Source organism: Vibrio sp. 11986-1-5 (genome assembly GCF_963878025.1).
In the GTDB taxonomy this organism is placed as follows: Bacteria; Pseudomonadota; Gammaproteobacteria; order Enterobacterales; family Vibrionaceae; genus Vibrio; species Vibrio injensis.
The window spans coordinates 36,974-55,664 of sequence record NZ_CAWNVW010000022.1; the positions used below are offsets into that span (position 1 = coordinate 36,974).

General features: G+C 44.7%; 14 protein-coding genes and 1 riboswitch. Of the genes, 10 read left to right on the forward strand and 4 right to left on the reverse strand.

The window, feature by feature from the left end:
- Positions 1-61: 61 nt before the first annotated feature.
- A riboswitch (TPP riboswitch) is annotated at positions 62-159 on the reverse strand.
- Between the two features lie 461 nt (positions 160-620).
- A complete protein-coding gene (locus AACS00_RS06065) occupies positions 621-2,078 on the reverse strand; it encodes a sucrose-specific PTS transporter subunit IIBC (RefSeq protein WP_110166813.1) in 1,458 nt (485 codons plus the stop codon).
- Between the two features lie 313 nt (positions 2,079-2,391).
- Between AACS00_RS06065 and AACS00_RS06070 the strand changes: the two genes are divergently transcribed.
- Positions 2,392-3,378 (forward strand): LacI family DNA-binding transcriptional regulator, encoded by a 987-nt coding sequence (locus AACS00_RS06070; RefSeq protein WP_110166815.1) that lies wholly within the window; start codon positions 2,392-2,394, stop codon positions 3,376-3,378.
- A 328-nt stretch (positions 3,379-3,706) separates the two neighbouring features.
- Positions 3,707-5,347, forward strand: a complete 1,641-nt coding sequence (locus tag AACS00_RS06075; protein ID WP_110166816.1) for a glycoside hydrolase family 32 protein — start codon at positions 3,707-3,709, stop codon at positions 5,345-5,347.
- A gap of 67 nt (positions 5,348-5,414) precedes the next feature.
- Here the strand turns inward: AACS00_RS06075 and AACS00_RS06080 are convergent, their stop codons facing one another.
- Positions 5,415-6,332: an aminoimidazole riboside kinase gene (locus tag AACS00_RS06080; protein WP_110166817.1), complete on the reverse strand. Its 918-nt coding sequence runs from the start codon at positions 6,330-6,332 to the stop codon at positions 5,415-5,417.
- A gap of 252 nt (positions 6,333-6,584) precedes the next feature.
- Here AACS00_RS06080 and AACS00_RS06085 point away from each other — a divergent pair, with 252 nt between their 5' ends.
- From AACS00_RS06085 to AACS00_RS06115, 7 genes are all read left to right on the forward strand, one after another.
- The gene (locus AACS00_RS06085; RefSeq protein WP_072669304.1) at positions 6,585-6,968 is read left to right on the forward strand and encodes a DMT family protein; all 384 of its coding nucleotides are present in this window, start codon (positions 6,585-6,587) and stop codon (positions 6,966-6,968) included.
- A 576-nt stretch (positions 6,969-7,544) separates the two neighbouring features.
- Positions 7,545-9,176, forward strand: coding sequence for an ABC transporter substrate-binding protein (locus AACS00_RS06090; protein WP_072669303.1), 1,632 nt, complete (start codon positions 7,545-7,547; stop codon positions 9,174-9,176).
- 104 nt (positions 9,177-9,280) lie between these two features.
- Entirely contained in the window at positions 9,281-10,201 is a 921-nt protein-coding gene (oppB, locus tag AACS00_RS06095; RefSeq protein ID WP_072669302.1) for an oligopeptide ABC transporter permease OppB, read from the forward strand.
- 15 nt (positions 10,202-10,216) lie between these two features.
- Positions 10,217-11,119 carry an oligopeptide ABC transporter permease OppC gene (gene oppC / locus AACS00_RS06100; protein ID WP_072669301.1) on the forward strand — a complete coding sequence of 301 codons (903 nt, stop codon included), beginning with the start codon at positions 10,217-10,219 and terminating at the stop codon, positions 11,117-11,119.
- 24 nt (positions 11,120-11,143) lie between these two features.
- Positions 11,144-12,115: an ABC transporter ATP-binding protein gene (locus tag AACS00_RS06105; protein WP_181397485.1), complete on the forward strand. Its 972-nt coding sequence runs from the start codon at positions 11,144-11,146 to the stop codon at positions 12,113-12,115.
- Positions 12,112-13,104, forward strand: coding sequence for a murein tripeptide/oligopeptide ABC transporter ATP binding protein OppF (gene oppF, locus AACS00_RS06110; RefSeq protein ID WP_110166819.1), 993 nt, complete (start codon positions 12,112-12,114; stop codon positions 13,102-13,104). The genes AACS00_RS06105 and oppF overlap by 4 nt, the downstream gene beginning before the upstream one ends.
- Positions 13,105-13,299: 195 nt before the next feature.
- The gene (locus AACS00_RS06115; RefSeq protein ID WP_072669298.1) at positions 13,300-14,247 is read left to right on the forward strand and encodes a glutathione S-transferase family protein; all 948 of its coding nucleotides are present in this window, start codon (positions 13,300-13,302) and stop codon (positions 14,245-14,247) included.
- Positions 14,248-14,335: 88 nt separating this feature from the next.
- On the opposite strand, the gene pta is transcribed toward AACS00_RS06115, so the two are convergent.
- A complete protein-coding gene (pta, locus tag AACS00_RS06120; protein ID WP_072669297.1) occupies positions 14,336-16,480 on the reverse strand; it encodes a phosphate acetyltransferase in 2,145 nt (714 codons plus the stop codon).
- A gap of 188 nt (positions 16,481-16,668) precedes the next feature.
- Positions 16,669-17,865, reverse strand: coding sequence for an acetate kinase (locus AACS00_RS06125; RefSeq protein ID WP_110166820.1), 1,197 nt, complete (start codon positions 17,863-17,865; stop codon positions 16,669-16,671).
- A gap of 350 nt (positions 17,866-18,215) precedes the next feature.
- Here AACS00_RS06125 and yfbV point away from each other — a divergent pair, with 350 nt between their 5' ends.
- Positions 18,216-18,668 carry a terminus macrodomain insulation protein YfbV gene (gene yfbV / locus AACS00_RS06130; protein ID WP_072669295.1) on the forward strand — a complete coding sequence of 151 codons (453 nt, stop codon included), beginning with the start codon at positions 18,216-18,218 and terminating at the stop codon, positions 18,666-18,668.
- The last annotated feature ends 23 nt before the right edge of the window (positions 18,669-18,691 follow it).

Sequence of the window (18,691 nt, forward strand, 5' to 3'; positions counted from 1 at the left end):
ATGGTCAATGTCACCTAAGAGCAATCGAGTGTGCGCCCCGTTGTCTTTGTAAGTAACATCGTTATTGGTGTTAATAGTTCCCTACGTCAGTGCTAACTGAATCAGGTTCAACGGGTCTCGCGATGCGATCTCAGCCTTAAGGCTCCCCGACTATATGGGTGCAAATTTGCTTACTTAATGTTGCTGTCTATCTGCCACATTAAGTAGTGTGTAAGTGTTAACGGGTGTTATATACCCTTCCTACTTGAAGCAGCAGCGGTGTTGGCTACGTTCGTTCACCCCAATCACATAGTTTGCCTATGCTCATGGGGATTCGCTCACTTGCCGCCTACCTGCAACTTCAAGTTGTTTGGTTATAGCAAGCATTAAAATAACAATCAATCCAATCAGTCCCTGCGGGATAAATAAAAATGCCCACTCAAAGAGTGGGCAAAGCGTAAGATTAACTGTTCTCTATTTGTCGCTTGGGTATTTCAAGCGTCTTAATCTTTTTTGCAGTTAAGGGGGATACCTTACGCGTTAGCGCGAGCACCTATCCCCTTGCTACTTGAAGCTGCAGCGGTGTTGACTACGTTCGTTCACCCCAATCACATAGTTTGCCTATGCTCATGGGGATGAACTCACTTGTCGCCTACCTGCAACTCCAAGTTGTTTGGGGAGAGTTTTGTTTTTTCACGCATACCGAGCAACAAGGTGAGAGCAAATGACGCAACAAAGGCGATGACCATACCGACCACGTAGTAGCCAATTTTATCAGGACTGATGGAGATAATCCCCGGTAAACCCGCTGCGCCTAAAGCGTGTGCTTTTACGGTAAATAAAGTAATAAAGGCACTGGCGATAGCGGCTCCACAAATCGCTGCGATAAACGGATAACGCAGTTTTAAATTAACCCCGAACATCGCTGGTTCAGTAATACCTAATAACGCGGTGACGCCAGAGGGGACCGCTATCCCTTTCATTTTAGTCTCTTTGGTGGTTAATCCTACGGCTAAAGCAGCAGCACCTTGCGCCACATTAGACATGGCTGCGATAGGGAAAATAAACGTACCACCGGTGATAGCGATATCAGCAAGCAACTGAGTTTCAATGGCAATAAAGCTATGGTGCATGCCTGTGATTACAAATGGTGCATAGACGAAGCCAAATAATGCGCCACCGATAAAGCCCGCTGATTCATACATCCAGTTTAAGCCATCGCCTAACAGGAATCCGACATCACGAGTTAAAGGACCGACGACAGTAAAGGTCAGAAAACCAGTGATAAAAATGGCTAGCATTGGCGTTAATAGGTTATCAAGTACCGAAGGGATGATTTTTCTTAACCCATTTTCTACTTTAGCCAGAATAAAGGTAGCGACTAAGACGGGCAATACCGAGCCCTGATAGCCGACTTTTTGGATTTCTAAGCCTAAAATATTCCAAGTAGGAATATCACCAGTTAATGAAGCGCTACCAAATCCCCAGCCATTGAGAAGATCAGGGTGAACCATGAGCATGCCTAAAGCTGCACCAAGGAAAGGATTACCGCCAAATTTACGTGAGGCAGAAAAAGCCAATAAAACCGGTAAATAAACAAAAGGGGCGTTGGCGAAGGTATTGATCATACTCGCTAAATCAGCAAGCCCAGGATTGGCATCAATCAATGATTGCCCTTCAATAAATAAACCTTGTGCCGTTAATAGGTTATAAAGACCCATTAATAAACCGCCCGCGACAATCGCTGGGATGATGGGAACGAAAATATCCGATAAGCCTTTCACTGCACGTTGGACAATATTCTGCTTTTGTGCACCAGCTGAAGCCACATCATTGGTGGACATCTCAGCAAGGCCCGTCAACTTGGCCATTTCAGCATAAACTTGGTTAACAATGCCTGAACCGAAAATAATTTGGTACTGACCTGCGACTTTAAATCGACCTTTTACACCATCGAGATCTTCAATGGCTTTTTCGTCAATCAGTGATTCATCATTGATCGCTAAGCGAAGTCGAGTGGCACAGTGTGCGAGTGCTTGAATGTTGGCTTTGCCACCCAACAGCTCAATAAGTTGTTTTGCTATGACTGGATAGTTCATAACTCACCCCGGTTATTGTGAATAATAGGTATCCCTTACGACTTGAAGCGACGGCGATGTTATTTGTCTGTAATTTCAAGTTGTTTGGGTAGTGCGTAGTTTCAATCGTTATGTTTTATTTATTGGGAACGTTTGCAAGTGTAATGATCATCAACAATTGGCTAGAGGTCAAAAGGAAATCAATAAATCTGTGAATAGGATCGCCAAAATCTACCGTGATAATGAATAAAACAAAGGCAGAATCACGTAATAAAAGCGATAATAGCGCAGTGATTTTGCAATCAATCCCAATGTAATGATGGAATAAGAAAAAATGGCAAGTTTGCATGATGTAGCTCGTTTGGCTGGGGTATCCAAATCGACCGTGTCAAGAGTGATGAATGACGAGTACGGTGTAAAAGAATCTACAAAAATCAAGGTGTTAAAAGCTGTTGCTGAATGTGGTTATATGGTCAATCAGGTCGCTAAAGATCTTAAATCACAAAAGACCAATTTAATTGGCGTGATTGTGCCTCGAGTTTCTTCTCATGCTACCGCGCAAGGTGTTGATGGTTTGACCGCCATTTTTGAACAAGCAGGCAAGCATGTGTTGCTGGCTAACACTCATCAAATTCATGCTAAAGAATTAGAATATATACAAATTTTTAATCAGAAGCGGGTAGAGGGAATCATCTTCTATGCGACTCACCTTGATCAAAGCTTAGTTCAAGCTATTCAGCAATCGGTGGTTCCGGTCGTTTTAGTGGGTCAGGATGGCTCTTTATACAATATTCCGAGTGTCGTGCATGATGATTTACGTGTTGGCTTTGAAGCTGGTAACCGATTAGTTGCCGCTGGGTGTCAGCATATTGGCTTTATTGGTGTGCAAAGTGATGATGTGGCGGTAGATGTCCTTCGTTCGCAAGGGCTTGAGCAGTCATTAGCCCTTCATCAACGTCAGTTATTGTTTCATGCACGAGGCGATTTTTCGATTGAGTCTGGCTATCGGTTAGCTCAGCAGCAACTAAAAGATTTCCCACAACTTGATGGGCTATTTTGTGCAACTGATCGTTTAGCGATTGGAGCCATTAAGGCTTTGCAAGATGATGGGCGTATTGTTGGCCAACAGGTGAAAATACTGGGGGTTGGTAATGATGAATTGGCGTATGTCAGTACTCCAAGTCTATCTACCTTTAATTATGCTTTTGATAAAGCAGGAGAAAATGCCGCGAAGATGCTGCTTGATCGCATTGCTGGACAAGGTTTAGAAATGAGTAAAGTGGTGCTGACGTTCCAAAACGTTGAGCGTGAGACTTGTTAAATGGCGATTATATTCGATCGCGCTATACCCTTCCGACTTGAAGCTTCAGGGGTGTTGGCTACGTTCGTTCGCCCTAATCACATAGTCTATCTATGCTCATGGGGATTATGAGAGCCATCCGTGGCTCTCACCACAGGCCAGCCTACGGCTGTTCAAATTTGTTCCAGACAAATTTGTCACTCACTTGCCGCCTACCTGCAACTCCAAGTTGTTTGGGTATATACCTCACATTGATAATTTATAATGCCAGCGATCTAAGGTAAAAACTTGCTTTAAGCCTTTATCTCTTATATTTTGAGAACGTTCCCGAATAAGGTTAGGAAAGGCAATGAATCTTGATACTCTGATTGAACTCGCTGGCGGAATCACCAATATTACCCGTATTTTAGCTCCTCAAGGTTGGGTCACGGTTGCGGTAGATAATCGACAACTCGTCAAACAGCCGCTGCCTACCACTGTTGTACTAGAAGAAGTATTAGGAGAGTGGCAACTTTCTACTACCAATCAAATGGATCCAGCGGTTATTTCTGAGCAAGAGTTCGTGGTTGTTGGACGCTCTATTGCAGAGCGCCAGCTTAAGCGTGCTCAAGCTTGCTCCTTGGCGACAGCAAGTCACTATCGTCCGCAGTGGCACATTTCACCCCCGCAAGGTTTACTTAATGATCCCAATGGCTTTGTTTATCATCAGGGTGAATATTATTTGTTTTATCAGTGGCACCCGCTTGCTTGTCTGCATAAAGACAAGTATTGGGTGCTACTTAAAAGCCAAGATCTTATCAACTGGCGTTGGCATTCGGTTGCTTTAACGCCATCTGACTGGTTTGACAGTCACGGTGTATTTTCAGGTCATGCAGTCAGTGATGGTGACAATTTGTGGCTGTTTTATACCGGAAATACTCGATTAGGACAGGATAGACAGCGGCAGACCATGCAGTGTATTGCCAAAGCTGACTCTGAAGGTGGTTTCACTAAACTAGGCCCGGTTATCCGCACACTACCAGATGGTGTTACTGAGCATATTCGCGATCCTAAAGTGGTGTATAAACAGGGTCGCTGGCAGATGCTGCTCGGCGCGCAAACTCAGCAATTATCGGGTTGTTTGGCCGTTTATCATTCGGATAACTTACACGATTGGCAATTTGATGGATTGTATGGTCAAGAATTAGCGCCTTATGGTTATATGTGGGAATGCCCAGATATGTTTGAACTGGATGGCCAAAGCTTGGTTGTTTTTGGTCCACAAGGCATCCGCTCGCCTAATCCTCATCACACCATTGAACACCACAATCGAATTTTCACCGTTGCCGACAATCAGCAAGGACAGTTACAGTTTTTACAGGGTTGGGAGCTGGATAGCGGTTTTGATTTTTATGCGCCGCAAACGGCACTGACGCCAGATGGACGCCGTGTACTTTGTGGTTGGATGGGGCTACCGGACGAGGTCGATCATCCTAGTTGTGCTGATGGTTGGATCCATCAATTAACCGCGTTACGTGAGTTACGGTGGATAAATGGTCGCGTGATACAGAGCCCGATTCGTGAACTCACTCAGTTACGTGGCGAAAAACGCTCACTACATTTGACCGAGCAGGGTATCGACATTGGCGGTAAAAGTTATGAGTTACAGGTTACTTTACCTTGGGGGAGTGAGCTACATCTGATGAAAAATCGTCACCAGCAAGTTGTGTTATCCCTAGATGAACAGAGCCACACTTTACGCTTAGATCGCAGTCACACTGAGATTCGTCAAGGGGATACGATACGAGAAATCAGTCTGACCACTCAGCAGGTTGAGCTACAAATTCTGGTTGATCATTCGTCGATTGAAATCTTTATCAATCAAGGAGCGCAAGTGATGAGTAGCCGTGTGTTTACCGCGCCGGATGCTACGCAAATCGCTTTATTCGGTGCTGAGGTTGAAGCGGATTACTTTCCTCTTCAGGCAACCATTAGTCCTTTTGCCCACTAAATTTAACGGCTGTTGATTCAACAGCCGTTATCTTAGGCTCGGTGATGGCGGCAAAAGTCAGCTGGTACTAGCAGTTAATAAACTCAAGTAACGCTTGTTGGTTAGGCAAAGCCGTCATCGCTCCTTTTTGAGTGGTGGCTAATGCCCCGCAGCCATGTGCCCATTGAATGGCTTGGGTAATATTCTCTTGCCAGTGATGGCTTGTGGCGAATTGGTATAACAAACCACCGACAAATGCATCGCCTGCTCCTGTGGTGTCGATAGGTTGTACGACTTTACCAGTCACGAGCTCTTGCTGTTGGTTTCTTACCACGAGAGCGCCTTTGGCTCCTTGAGTGATAACGACTAACGGTAGGGATAGGGGAGCTAAGACAGTTAATCCTTGTTCAATGGTGTTGGTTTGAGTTAAAAAAGTCAGCTCTTCTTCAGAAAATTTCACCACGTCAGCCTTACTGACCGCTTGCATCACGACCTCGATAATTTGATCCGGATTCTGCCAGACTTCTTCGCGCAAATTAGGGTCAAAACTGACATAACCGCCAGCTTGTTTAATTCGTTCTATAGCTGCAAATGTGCTACTGCGACTTGGTTCGTTAGCCAGAGCAATAGAGCAAGCGTGTAACCAGTCACCTTGTTTAAAGTTTGGGATATCGGTTGGCTGTAGGAACTGATCGGCACTCGGTTTGACCATAAAAGTGAAACTACGCTCACCAGAGTCGTCCAGATCAACCACCACGGTTGAGGTTCGTTGCTGCTCATCGAGAATAAGATGTTGGCAATCGACTTGTTCCGTTGTTAACGTTTGTTGGATAAATCGACCAAAGGGATCGTTCCCGACTCGACCAAAAAAGGCGCTTTGGCCACCTAATCTTGCAATAGCCACGGCAACATTGGCAGGGGCTCCTCCGGGGCATTTTAAGTAATGCTTGTCGCCTTCGGGAATTAAATCAACGACAGCATCCCCTGTAACCCAAATTTTATTCATTGTTATTTCTCCAGATAATGGTTTGTTCCAGTTTAGCTGATGGGCCAGGGAGTAAAAAGAGGCAACTGAATAGTAGAATATTTCGCTTCTTGAAATGTGATCATCTATAAATATACGAGGTAAAGTTAAGATTTTTAGTTTACATTTCGGTATCGTTCCCAGTTTGTTCGAAATTACGCTTGAACAGATTGACGAGAATAAAATCTCAGCGCAAACTGCGCTGGTTTTTCTACTTGATCCGGAGAGTTCATCATGTTTGCTCTACCACCGATGCTGGTCACTATTGGTCTGTTATTGATCAGTAATGTTTTTATGACCTTCGCTTGGTATGCCCACCTAAAAGATTTAGCCCATAAACCTTGGATCATTGCTGCATTGATCAGTTGGGGAATCGCCCTATTTGAATATATGTTTCAAGTACCCGCCAATCGTATTGGTTACACGGTGATGAATTTAGGCCAGCTGAAGATATTACAAGAGGTGATTACCTTATCGGTGTTTGTGCCTTTTGCGCTGATTTATATGAAAGAGCCTTTCCGCTTGGATTTTGTCTGGGCAGGACTGTGCTTACTTGGCGCGGTATTTTTTATTTTTCGCCCCCAAATACTTGAAATACTAACCCGTACGATGGGTTAACTGCTTGTGATCTGAGTATCGCCACAGTGGTTCCAACCAATCGATTTTGTAGTAATAATTCTTGCCGTGAATGCAATGTGATGGGGCAATATGATCAGCTTAGTGCAAGGTAGTGACCCTCTTCACAGAACGCAGGGCTTTAACAGGGGATTATTACAATAAGTTAGACGTTCTACTGTTTAAATGTTAATTTTTTGCTAAATTGACGGCGAAAGATACTGCTAATCGGGTTTCAAGCAGTGCTTATGCCCGACTTATCTAAAGATTGTTTCCCTTGTCGATTAAAAAGCGTCCGGTTAAGTAAGTGGTCGTTTATTAGTCACTGGGGCGTAACCGCAAACGCGCAGCGGTACGGCGTTATATTGGAGTAATTGCCTAATAATTGATGTGGGTTAAGGATATCATTGGTTAGCTTTACATTTTATTGGCAAATTACTTCGATGATTGCTAATGTGCGAAATTCTTTATTAGGTCTAGGTTATATTGCTTGGTTTTTGCGCTAAGCCACCTCATTCAGGCCGTTCTGAAGGCTTAATAAAGAGTCATGGATGCAAAATAAAAACTTGGAGTTTATGCATGTACAAAAATAAAATCACACAAGCCTTGTTACTTGGCGCAGGTTTAACTGTCGCTACGGCCTCTTTCTCTGCGCTCGCTGCTGATGTTCCAGCAGGGACTAAACTTGCTCCTGTTCAAGAGCTTATCCGTGGTAATGGCACTGAAGTTGCTTCTCTCGATCCGCATAAAACCGAAGGCGTACCAGAATCGCACGTGATTCGTGACTTGCTCGAAGGTTTAGTTAACCAAGATGCTGATGGTAATACTATTCCTGGTGTTGCCGAGCGTTGGGAAACCTCCGATAACCAAACTTATACGTTTTATCTACGCAAAGATGCGAAATGGTCGAATGGCGACCCTGTCACTGCGCAAGATTTCGTTTACAGCTGGCAGCGAGCGGTCGACCCTGCTACCGCGTCGCCTTATTCTTGGTATATGGAATACACCAAGATGAAAAACGCGAAAGAGATCATTGCCGGAGAAAAAGCCAGCTCTACACTAGGCGTTAAAGCATTAGACGATCATACTTTGGTGGTTGAATTGGATACGCCACTGCCTTATTTTGTGATGATGACTGGCCATACCACAATGAAACCTGTCCACAAAGGGACGGTAGAGAAACATGGTGATGAGTGGACTCGCGCAGGTAATTATGTCAGCAATGGCGCTTATATGTTGGACCGCTGGGTGGTCAATGAGCGTTTAGAGCTAAAACGCAATCCCAATTACTGGGATGATGCAAAAACAGTGATTAACAAAGTCACGTTTTTACCGATTGAAAACCAAGTCGCAGAGATGAATCGCTTCTTATCTGGCGAGATTCACATTACCAACGAAGTGCCGATTGAACATTTCCGCCGCCTACAACGTGATCACGCTGACTCGGTTTCAGTCGTGGGAAGCTTATGCACTTACTACTATGGTTTCAATAACCAAAAACCGCCTTTGGATGATGTGCGAGTTCGTAAAGCACTCTCTTTTGCTATTGATCGTGATGTCATCGCCAATGCGATTATGGGGCAAGGTGAAAAGCCAGCTTATTTCTTAACGCCAGAAATTACCGCTGGATTCCAACCAGAGATGCCAGCGTACGGCAAAATGACTCAACAGCAACGTTTGGCCGAAGCGAAAAAATTACTAGAAGAAGCGGGTTATAATCGCAGCAATCCACTGCGCTTTAACTTGCTGTACAACACTTCAGAAAACCACCGTAAAGTTGCCACTGCAATTCAATCGATGTGGCGTTCAGGTCTTGGCGTTAATGTCACTTTAGAGAACCAAGAGTGGAAAACCTATCTTGATTCACGCCGTGAAGGTAACTTTGACGTAACTCGTGCTGGTTGGTGTGGTGACTACAACGAAGCGTCATCTTTCTTGACCTTGATGAAGTCAAGCAACAGCTCGAATGACCCAAGATACCATAACGAAGAGTACGATGCGTTAATGGCCAAAGCCATGGCGACAACCTCAGAAAAAGAGCGTCAGGCGATTTATGCTCAGGCAGAAAAACTGCTTGCACGTGATATGCCGATTGCCCCTATCTATCAATATGTTAAATCTCGTTTGTTATCACCGCAGGTCGGTGGCTTCCCGAGTAATAACGCTGAAGAAAAAATCTACACTAAAGATCTTTACCTCATAGCGAAATAATAATTGAGTGGTTAAACCACCTGTTGTTCGACTCTGCATGTACGTAATAGTGCATGCAGTGTCGTTTGTATTTTTTATTATCACAGATTGGAAAGAGTGAGTTTATGTTTAAATTCATCGTAAAAAGGATATTTGAGGCGATACCAACCATGTTGGTATTGATCACCCTGTCTTTCTTTCTCATGCGTTTTGCACCGGGAAATCCGTTTTCTAGTGAGCGCCCCTTACCACCAGAAGTTATGGCCAATATCAATGCTAAATATGGTCTAGATAAGCCTGTTTCGGTGCAGTACATCACTTATCTCGGTAATATTTTGCGTGGTGACTTAGGTCCCTCGTTTAAATATAAAGATTATACCGTGAATGAGTTGGTCGCGAGTTCACTGCCCGTGTCGGCAAAAATTGGTGCCGCGGCGTTTATCTTCACCATTATTATCGGTGTCTCCATTGGTACGATTGCGGCGTTAAAGCACAATACTTGGATAGACTATACGATTATGTCGACCGCGATGCTGGGGGTCGTCATGCCTTCCTTTGTATTAGCGCCGGTATTAATTTATGTCTTTTCCATCAAATTAGGTTGGTTTCCGGCTGGTGGCTGGCTCGATGGATCCTTTAAATATATGGCGTTACCAGTGATTGGTATGTCGCTGTTGTACGTGGCGACTTTTGCTCGTATCACCCGTGGTTCGATGATTGAAACCCTAAACAGTAATTTTATTCGTACCGCTCGAGCTAAAGGATTAAGTTATCGCTATATCGTGTTTAAACATGCGTTAAAACCCGCTTTACTGCCGGTTGTCTCTTATATGGGGCCTGCTTTCGTTGGCATCATCACCGGTTCGGTGGTCATTGAAACTATTTTTGGTTTACCCGGGATTGGTCGTTTGTTTGTTAACGCGGCATTTAACCGAGATTATTCCTTAGTGATGGGAATCACCATTTTGATTGGTTTCTTATTTATCTTATTTAACGCGATTGTCGATATTCTTCTGGCTTATATCGACCCGAAAATTCGCTACTAGTTTGAGGGCGAAAGCATGTTAAAGAAACAAGAACATTTACAAGCCATAGAGAAATTTACCGAAAATCTTGAGATTGAAGGTCGTAGTTTATGGCAAGACGCTCGTGTGCGTTTTATGCGCAACAAAGCAGCAATGGCGAGTCTGTGCGTTTTATGCTTCATCACCTTACTGGTGGTGTTTGGGCCGATGCTGGCTAATTTTAGTTACGATGAAACGGATTGGTATGCCATGCATGCTGCCCCTTCGGCAACTCACTGGTTTGGCACTGATGCCTTAGGGCGAGATCTGTTTGTCCGGACCTTAATTGGTGGCCGGATCTCCTTAATGGTCGGCATTATGGGCGCGTTTGTTGCGGTACTGATTGGTACTTTATATGGCGCGGCTTCTGGTTTTATTGGTGGTCGTACCGACCGAGTGATGATGCGTGTTTTGGAAATTTTATACGCGATTCCTTTTATGTTTCTGGTTATCGTTCTCGTCACCTTTTTTGGTCGTAACATTGTGCTGATCTTTGTTGCTATTGGTGCGATTGCTTGGCTGGATATGGCACGGATTGTTCGCGGGCAAACGTTAAGTTTGCGTAGTAAAGAGTTTATTGAAGCCGCACATGTTTGTGGTGTCAGTCAATGGCGAATCATTACTCGTCACATTGTGCCGAATGTACTGGGTATTGTTGCGGTTTACTCTACGCTACTCATCCCGAGTATGATTTTAACCGAGTCATTTCTTTCTTTCCTTGGTTTAGGGGTTCAAGAGCCGATGACCAGTTGGGGGGCATTATTGCAAGAAGGGGCTAACACGATGGAAGTCGCGATCTGGCAACTTATCTTCCCGGCTACTTTTATGATCGTCACTCTGTTTTGTTTTAACTACGTCGGTGATGGGCTGCGTGATGCGCTCGATCCTAAAGACCGATAACCCAACTTAGCTAAGGAATAGATAATGAACTTATTAGATGTTCAAGACCTGCGAGTTGAGTTCTCGACTCGGGATGGCGTGGTCACTGCGGTCAATGATTTGACTTTCTCTTTGCGACAAGGTGAGACCTTAGGCATTGTCGGTGAGTCTGGTTCTGGCAAATCGCAAACTGTGTTTGCTTTAATGGGCTTGCTGGCCAAAAATGGAAAGATCAGTGGCAGTGCTAAATTTGAAGGGCGAGAAATTTTAAACTTGCCCGAGCGTGAATTGAACAAAGTTCGCGCAGAACAAATTGCGATGATTTTCCAAGATCCCATGACGTCGCTCAACCCATACATGAAAGTCAGCGATCAGTTGATGGAAGTGTTAATGCTGCATAAAGGCATGAGTAAGGCTCAAGCCTTTGAAGAGTCTGTGCGTATGCTCGATGCAGTAAAAATCCCCGAAGCCCGTAATCGGATTACCATGTATCCCCATGAGTTTTCTGGTGGTATGCGTCAGCGAGTGATGATTGCGATGGCGCTGTTGTGCCGTCCAAAACTACTGATTGCCGATGAGCCAACGACCGCACTGGATGTGACTGTCCAAGCACAAATCATGGATTTACTTAATGAGCTGAAAAAAGAGTTTAATACCGCGATCATTATGATTACTCATGACTTGGGTGTTGTCGCTGGCTCATGTGACAAAGTGCTGGTCATGTACGCCGGACGGACCATGGAATACGCTGAAGTGGACGATATTTTTTATAATCCAAGTCATCCGTATTCAGAAGGGTTATTAAAAGCCATTCCTCGTTTGGATACAGAAGGGGATATTTTACCGACCATTCCGGGTAACCCACCGAATTTATTACGTCTACCACCCGGTTGTCCTTACCAAGAGCGGTGTCATCGGGTGATCGACCGTTGTAAACGTGAGGCACCATCGCTGCTGACTTTTGCCGATAATCGTCAGCGCGCCTGTTTTTCGGATTGGGAGGGATGGAATAAATGAAAGTAGCAAACAACCTATTGTTGGATGTGCAAGATCTCAAAGTACATTTTAGCATTCCAGCTAAATCACCGAGGCCATGGGCAAAACCATTCACACTGAAAGCGGTCGATGGCGTGAATGTGCGTTTGTACGAAGGGGAAACCCTAGGCGTGGTCGGTGAGTCAGGATGCGGTAAATCGACCTTTGCGCGGGCAATCATTGGTCTAGTCGAAGCGACTGAAGGGCAAGTGGTTTGGTTAGGGCAAGACTTAACCCGTCTGAATGCCGTTAAGCGACGCAATACTCGTAAAGATATTCAGATGATTTTCCAAGATCCATTAGCATCACTCAACCCGCGGATGACGGTAGGGGATATTATCGCTGAGCCACTACAAACCTTTTACCCTGAGCTATCCAAGCAAGAAGTGAAAGATCGCGTTAAAGAGATGATGGCCAAAGTCGGTTTGCTGCCGAACGTGATTAATCGTTATCCTCATGAGTTTTCCGGTGGTCAATGTCAGCGTATTGGTATTGCCCGTGCGTTGATCTTAAATCCGAAAATGATCATCTGTGATGAACCTGTCTCAGCGCTGGATGTGTCGATTCAGGCTCAGGTGGTTAACTTATTGCAGCAGTTGCAAAAAGAGCTGGGCTTGTCTCTGGTGTTCATTGCTCATGATTTGTCGGTAGTAAAGCATATTTCCGATCGGGTATTGGTGATGTATTTAGGTAATGCGGTTGAGCTGGGTACTTCGGAAGCTCTATTCTCCAATCCGCTCCATCCTTATACTAAAGCCTTGATGTCGGCAGTACCGATCCCTGATCCTAAGAAAGAGCGCAGCAAAACCATTCAGATGTTAGAAGGGGATCTGCCTTCGCCGATCAATCCTCCATCTGGTTGTGTATTCCGCACCCGTTGCCCACAAGCCACGGCAGAATGTGCGCAAACCAAACCGCAAATAAAAGGTAATGATATTCACGCAGTGTCGTGCCTACACGTCGAAATATAGCCTCAAGGTCCACCTCTACCACATCACCCCGAAAGATAGATCGTCTTTCGGGGTGATATTCAAATGGTTTTATTTGCTTCCCCATCAAAAATTTTGAACATCTAGGCCAATTCCCTACGGTTCTCTTCTTACGGCTTCATTTTATACTAGCGTATCAATACTGAGTGGCGAAATACATAAAGAGAGAGGTCAGGCATGGGTAGACTAGTAGCAGGCCAATGGCAGGACGTTTGGTACGATACGAAACAGAGTGATGGGCAATTTGTGCGTGAAGACGCAGGCTTTCGCCATTGGATAGAAAACACACCGAATGCTCGATTCACTCCCGATTCAGGTCGTTATCATCTGTATGTTTCTTTAGCCTGTCCATGGGCGCACCGCACGTTGATCTTTCGAGAGTTAAAACAGCTGACTGACCACATTGACGTAACGGTCGTGTGCCCTGATATGCTTAGCCATGGTTGGCAGTTTGGGATCCCCGAACCTTTATTTGGCCATCGTTTCTTGCATCAACTCTATACCCAAGCCAAAGCAGATTATACCGGACGAGTTACTGTGCCAGTATTATGGGATAAACAAACCCAAACCATCGTCAGTAATGAATCTGCGGATATTATCCGAATGTTTAACTCGGCGTTTAATTCATTAACTGGCAATGATACCGACTATTACCCATTGGCATTGCAAGAAGTCATTGATGATTGGAATGCTTTTATTTATCCCAATATTAATAATGGCGTTTATCGCTGTGGTTTTGCTACTACCCAGCAAGCATATGAAGAAGCGTATGAAGCACTCTTTGCTGCTTTAGATAAGGTCGAACAACATTTGGCAACGCATCGCTATTTAGCTGGAAAAGTGCTAACTGAAGCGGATTGGCGGTTATTCACGACCTTGATTCGTTTTGATGCAGTGTATGTGGGTCATTTTAAATGCAATAAGCGACGGATTGCTGATTATCCTCATCTTAATGGTTATCTTAAAGAGTTGTATCAGCATCCGGGAGTGCGTGAAACGACGGATTTTTATCATATTAAGCGGCATTATTATTTTAGCCATAGCATGATTAACCCAACGCAAGTGGTGCCAATAGGTCCAGAACTTGATCTTGATAGTGCTCATGGTCGTGAACAGTTAAGTTAATCGACATTTGGTCGTCATGATTAAAAAAGCCCTCGAATTACATCGAGGGCTTTTTGTTTTCATTAACCTTGAGCAATCATTATCTCAATTATTTTTGCTCTTGGTCTGCTTGAATCGCGGTCAACGCGATGGTGTAGACGATATCGTCAACTAAAGCACCACGTGATAAGTCGTTCACTGGCTTACGCATGCCTTGCAGCATTGGACCGATAGAAACCAGATCCGCTGAACGCTGTACTGCTTTATAAGTGGTGTTACCCGTGTTCAGATCTGGGAAGATAAACACCGTTGCTTTACCTGCAACTGGAGAATTCGGTGCTTTAGAAGCCGCGACATTTTCCATGATGGCAGCGTCGTATTGCAGAGGTCCGTCAATGATTAAATCAGGACGTTTTTCTTGTGCGATACGTGTTGCTTCGCGCACCTTATCCACATCCGCGCCTTTACCCGATGTACCTGTTGAGTAAGAGATCATCGCGACGCGAGGCTCAATACCGAATGCAGCCGCAGAGTCTGCCGATTGAATCGCGATCTCCGCCAATTGTTCAGCGGTTGGATCTGGGTTAATCGCACAGTCACCGTAAACCAAAACTTGGTCAGGCAGCAGCATGAAAAACACGGAAGAGACGATCGAAGCGTTCGGTGCTGTTTTGATGATCTGGAATGGTGGAACAATAGTATTGGCTGTAGTGTGAACCGCACCAGAAACAAGACCATCGACTTCATTCGCTTCAAGCATCATGGTGCCGAGGAATACCGAATCTTCCAGTTTTTCACGGGCGACGACTTCTGTCATGCCTTTCGCGCCGCGCAGCTCAACCAAACGGGCAACGTAATTTTCACGAACGGCTTCGGCGTCAATAATTTCCACACCAGCACCAAGCTCAACGCCTTGTAGAGCAGCAACGCGTTTGATCTCTTCTGGGTTGCCAAGCAGTACGCATTTTGCAATACCGCGTTCTGCACAGATCGCAGCGGCTTTAACGGTACGTGGCTCATCACCTTCGGGTAGCACAATACGTTTGTTAGCACGACGAGCAAATTCAGTTAGCTGGTAACGGAACGCTGGTGGACTTAAGCGACGTGTTGCTTGTGTACCTTCAGTAAGCGAATCAATCCATGGGCCATCAATGTGGCTAGCAACATGTTCACTGACAAACTCAACGCGTTCTTTATCATCCGCTGGAACTTCAAGGCTAAAGCTTTGTAGGTTCAATGAGGTTTGCCAAGTATTGCCTTGCGCTTTGAAAATCGGTAGGCCAGTGTCAAAAGCTGGCTTGCAGAGTGATACGAGTTCTTGAGGAATATCATAACCACCGGTTAGCAATACCGCACCAATTTCTACCCCATTCATTGCAGCAAGTGCAGCAGCAACAATGACATCTGGACGGTCTGCTGATGTTACTAACAGTGAACCAGGCTTGAAATGCTCGATCATATTTGGAATAGAGCGAGCGCAGAAAGTAATGCTCTTAATACGACGGCTGTTGATCTCACCGGCATTAATGATTTCAGCATTTAAGTGCTTCGCCATATCAATCGCACGAGTCGCGATAAGGTCAATGCTCCATGGCACGCAGCCGAGTACACGAATTGGGCTACTGTTGAAGATTTGCATCACTTCAAGGTTGGCCTGTTTTGCACCATCGGCATCGTCAAAAATCTCTGACAAATCGGGACGAGTACGACCCGCATCATCGACTGGCGCATTGAGTTTGTTAATAATCACACCAGAGATGTTTTTATTCTTAGTGCCGCCAAAGTTAGAGCAAGCGACTTCAATACGCTCTTTGAGCTGAGTTGGATTATCAGTCCCAGGCGTGGCAACGAAAACAATTTCAGCGCCTAACGTTTTAGCAATCTCTGCATTAACTTGGTTGGCAAAAGGATGCTTACGTGTCGGAACTAAACCTTCGATTAACGTGACTTCGGCATCAACAATAATTTGGTTATAGCGCTCAACAACCGTTTCCAGTAGTACATCCATTTTTTCGCCGCCAATCAGCGCTTCTGCCGCTGACATGGCCATTGGTTCTGCAATTTTGATATCGCTACTATGACGAATAATGGTTGATGTTAAATCTGGCTGATCGCCACCGCTACGTGGCTGTGAAATTGGTTTGTAAAAAGAAACGCTTACACCTTTACGCTCCATGGCGCGTAAAAGGCCCATGCTCACGCTGGTTAAACCAACACCGGCACTGATTGGGACAAGCATAATAGTACGGGACATACGTAAAGTACCTCAACACTATCGATACAATCTAAATGAGTTAGATTGAAAGGAACAAAGCCCAACGCCGTATTCCGTAAGAATAGGTCTTGAGCCCCTAAAAAATAGGCTACATCTTGAGACGCTAGATAAACCTTGCCGATAAGTAACACTATCGGCAAGGAAGGAAGAGTCGCCTACAAGGACAATTAGATGCCTGCTAAGCGCGCAGTATCTTCAGCAATCACCAGCTCTTCGTTGGTTGAGATAACCATTGCAGGGATGCGGCTGTTTGCTGTGGTGATCACACCTTCACCGCCAAAGCGAGCTTTGAGGTTAGCGGCGCTATCGACTTCAATACCAAAAATCGCTAAACGATTTAGAACCATTTCGCGGATTGGACCCGAGTTTTCACCGATACCACCAGTAAAGACGATAGCGTCTAAACGGCCATCAAGGCTTGCAGTGTAACCAGCAACATATTTCGCTAGGCGATGGCAGAATACGTCCATTGCGCGAGTCGCTTCTTCTTTTTCACCGTAGTTATCTTCAACAAAACGGCAGTCTGAAGTTACTTGAGTTAAGCCTTGTAGGCCAGACTCTTTGGTTAGCATCGTGTTGATTTGCTCAACCGAGTAACCTAATGCGTCGTGTAGATGGAAAATGATCGCAGGATCGATATCACCACAACGAGTACCCATGACTAGACCTTCAAGTGGTGTTAAGCCCATTGAAGTATCAATCGATTGACCGTTTTTAATTGCACAAACTGAAGCACCATTACCTAGATGGCAGTTAATGATGTTTAGTTCATTTTCAGGTTTACCTAAACGCTCAGCGGCTTCACGAGCAATAAATAGGTGAGAAGTTCCATGCATACCATAGCGACGGATACCGTGCTCTTTATAAAGATGGTAAGGTAGTGCGTATAGGTAAGCTTCTTCAGGCATGGTTTGGTGGAATGCAGTGTCAAATACAGCAACATTTTTCAGCGCTGGAAAAGCTTTTTTAGCCGCATTGATACCAATGATATGTGCAGGGTTATGCAAAGGAGCGAAAGTTGCAGCATCTTCAATCCCTTTTAATACCGAATCATCGATTAAAGCAGATTGAGTGAATTGCTCACCACCGTGTACCACTCGGTGTCCAATAGCTGCAAGGTTTTCAGCTAGTTCAGGTTTTGAAGCAAGAATGGTATCAACCATAAATGCGAGCGCTTCTTCGTGAGCTGCGCCATGACCTAATTGGGCTTCATGTTTACCATCAAGTTTCCACTTGATGCGCGCTTCAGGAAGGTGCAGACATTCTGCAAGACCGGAGAGATGCTCATTACCGTTTTCTGCATCAACAACCGCAAACTTTAGCGAAGAACTACCGCAGTTTAAAACTAAAACTAGCTTGGACATGTATAACTACCTGTATAATCAGTTAGGATAAAATTTAACCACAAGAATAGCTGAACCCGTAAAAAGTGAGAACTAATCTTGATCAATAACACGGTGAATATCCGTATAATAGGGACGTGACTGAATCAGTATAATCGTCGACGCATTCCATGCTGATTTCGTCTTACGGTTGCCTAAATTGTAAATAACAGCAACAATAAGATTGAGAGTCCGCAGAGGATAGCGATAATGGCTCAGTATAACAAAAAAAATTTGAAACAATATTAGCTTTCGTCAATTTTTTACGCCATTTGTTGAATCATTAAACTATTTTTTAGTCTAAGGTTCATCAACAGTGAAGGAGAAAGGGTATGGCCAACAGAGCAGGAATCATCCATAGTTTAAAAGATGGCCAAAAGTACATGGATACCTGGCCAATGCGTAAAGAGCTCAATTTACTGTTTCCCGAAGCACGTATTATCAAAGCGACTCGTTTTGGCATTAAAGTGATGCCAGCCATTGCGGCGATTAGTGTTCTGACTCAAATGAGTTTTCACAATCTCCAAGCTATGCCGCAAACTATTGTCATCGCTTTATTTGCGATCAGCTTGCCTTTACAAGGTATTTGGTGGTTGGGCAGTCGTGCGAATACCCAATTACCCCCTTCATTGGCTGGTTGGTATCGTGAATTGCATCAAAAGATCCTTGAGACGGGTTTTGCGCTGGAGCCACTCAAAGCGAAACCCCGTTATAAAGAACTGGCTTTAGTGCTTAACCGCGCTTTTCGTCAGTTAGATAAAGGGGCGTTAGAGCGCTGGTTTTAAATAGGATATCGACGGTCATATGA

What these genes read in the sequence shown, in the direction of transcription:
- AACS00_RS06065 (WP_110166813.1), bottom strand. Translation starts at nt 2,078, where the DNA reads ATGAACTATCCAGTCATAGCAAAACAACTTATTGAGCTGTTGGGTGGC.
- AACS00_RS06070 (WP_110166815.1), top strand. Translation starts at nt 2,392, where the DNA reads ATGGCAAGTTTGCATGATGTAGCTCGTTTGGCTGGGGTATCCAAATCG.
- AACS00_RS06075 (WP_110166816.1), top strand. Translation starts at nt 3,707, where the DNA reads ATGAATCTTGATACTCTGATTGAACTCGCTGGCGGAATCACCAATATT.
- AACS00_RS06080 (WP_110166817.1), bottom strand. Translation starts at nt 6,332, where the DNA reads ATGAATAAAATTTGGGTTACAGGGGATGCTGTCGTTGATTTAATTCCC.
- AACS00_RS06085 (WP_072669304.1), top strand. Translation starts at nt 6,585, where the DNA reads ATGTTTGCTCTACCACCGATGCTGGTCACTATTGGTCTGTTATTGATC.
- AACS00_RS06090 (WP_072669303.1), top strand. Translation starts at nt 7,545, where the DNA reads ATGTACAAAAATAAAATCACACAAGCCTTGTTACTTGGCGCAGGTTTA.
- oppB (WP_072669302.1), top strand. Translation starts at nt 9,281, where the DNA reads ATGTTTAAATTCATCGTAAAAAGGATATTTGAGGCGATACCAACCATG.
- oppC (WP_072669301.1), top strand. Translation starts at nt 10,217, where the DNA reads ATGTTAAAGAAACAAGAACATTTACAAGCCATAGAGAAATTTACCGAA.
- AACS00_RS06105 (WP_181397485.1), top strand. Translation starts at nt 11,144, where the DNA reads ATGAACTTATTAGATGTTCAAGACCTGCGAGTTGAGTTCTCGACTCGG.
- oppF (WP_110166819.1), top strand. Translation starts at nt 12,112, where the DNA reads ATGAAAGTAGCAAACAACCTATTGTTGGATGTGCAAGATCTCAAAGTA.
- AACS00_RS06115 (WP_072669298.1), top strand. Translation starts at nt 13,300, where the DNA reads ATGGGTAGACTAGTAGCAGGCCAATGGCAGGACGTTTGGTACGATACG.
- pta (WP_072669297.1), bottom strand. Translation starts at nt 16,480, where the DNA reads ATGTCCCGTACTATTATGCTTGTCCCAATCAGTGCCGGTGTTGGTTTA.
- AACS00_RS06125 (WP_110166820.1), bottom strand. Translation starts at nt 17,865, where the DNA reads ATGTCCAAGCTAGTTTTAGTTTTAAACTGCGGTAGTTCTTCGCTAAAG.
- yfbV (WP_072669295.1), top strand. Translation starts at nt 18,216, where the DNA reads ATGGCCAACAGAGCAGGAATCATCCATAGTTTAAAAGATGGCCAAAAG.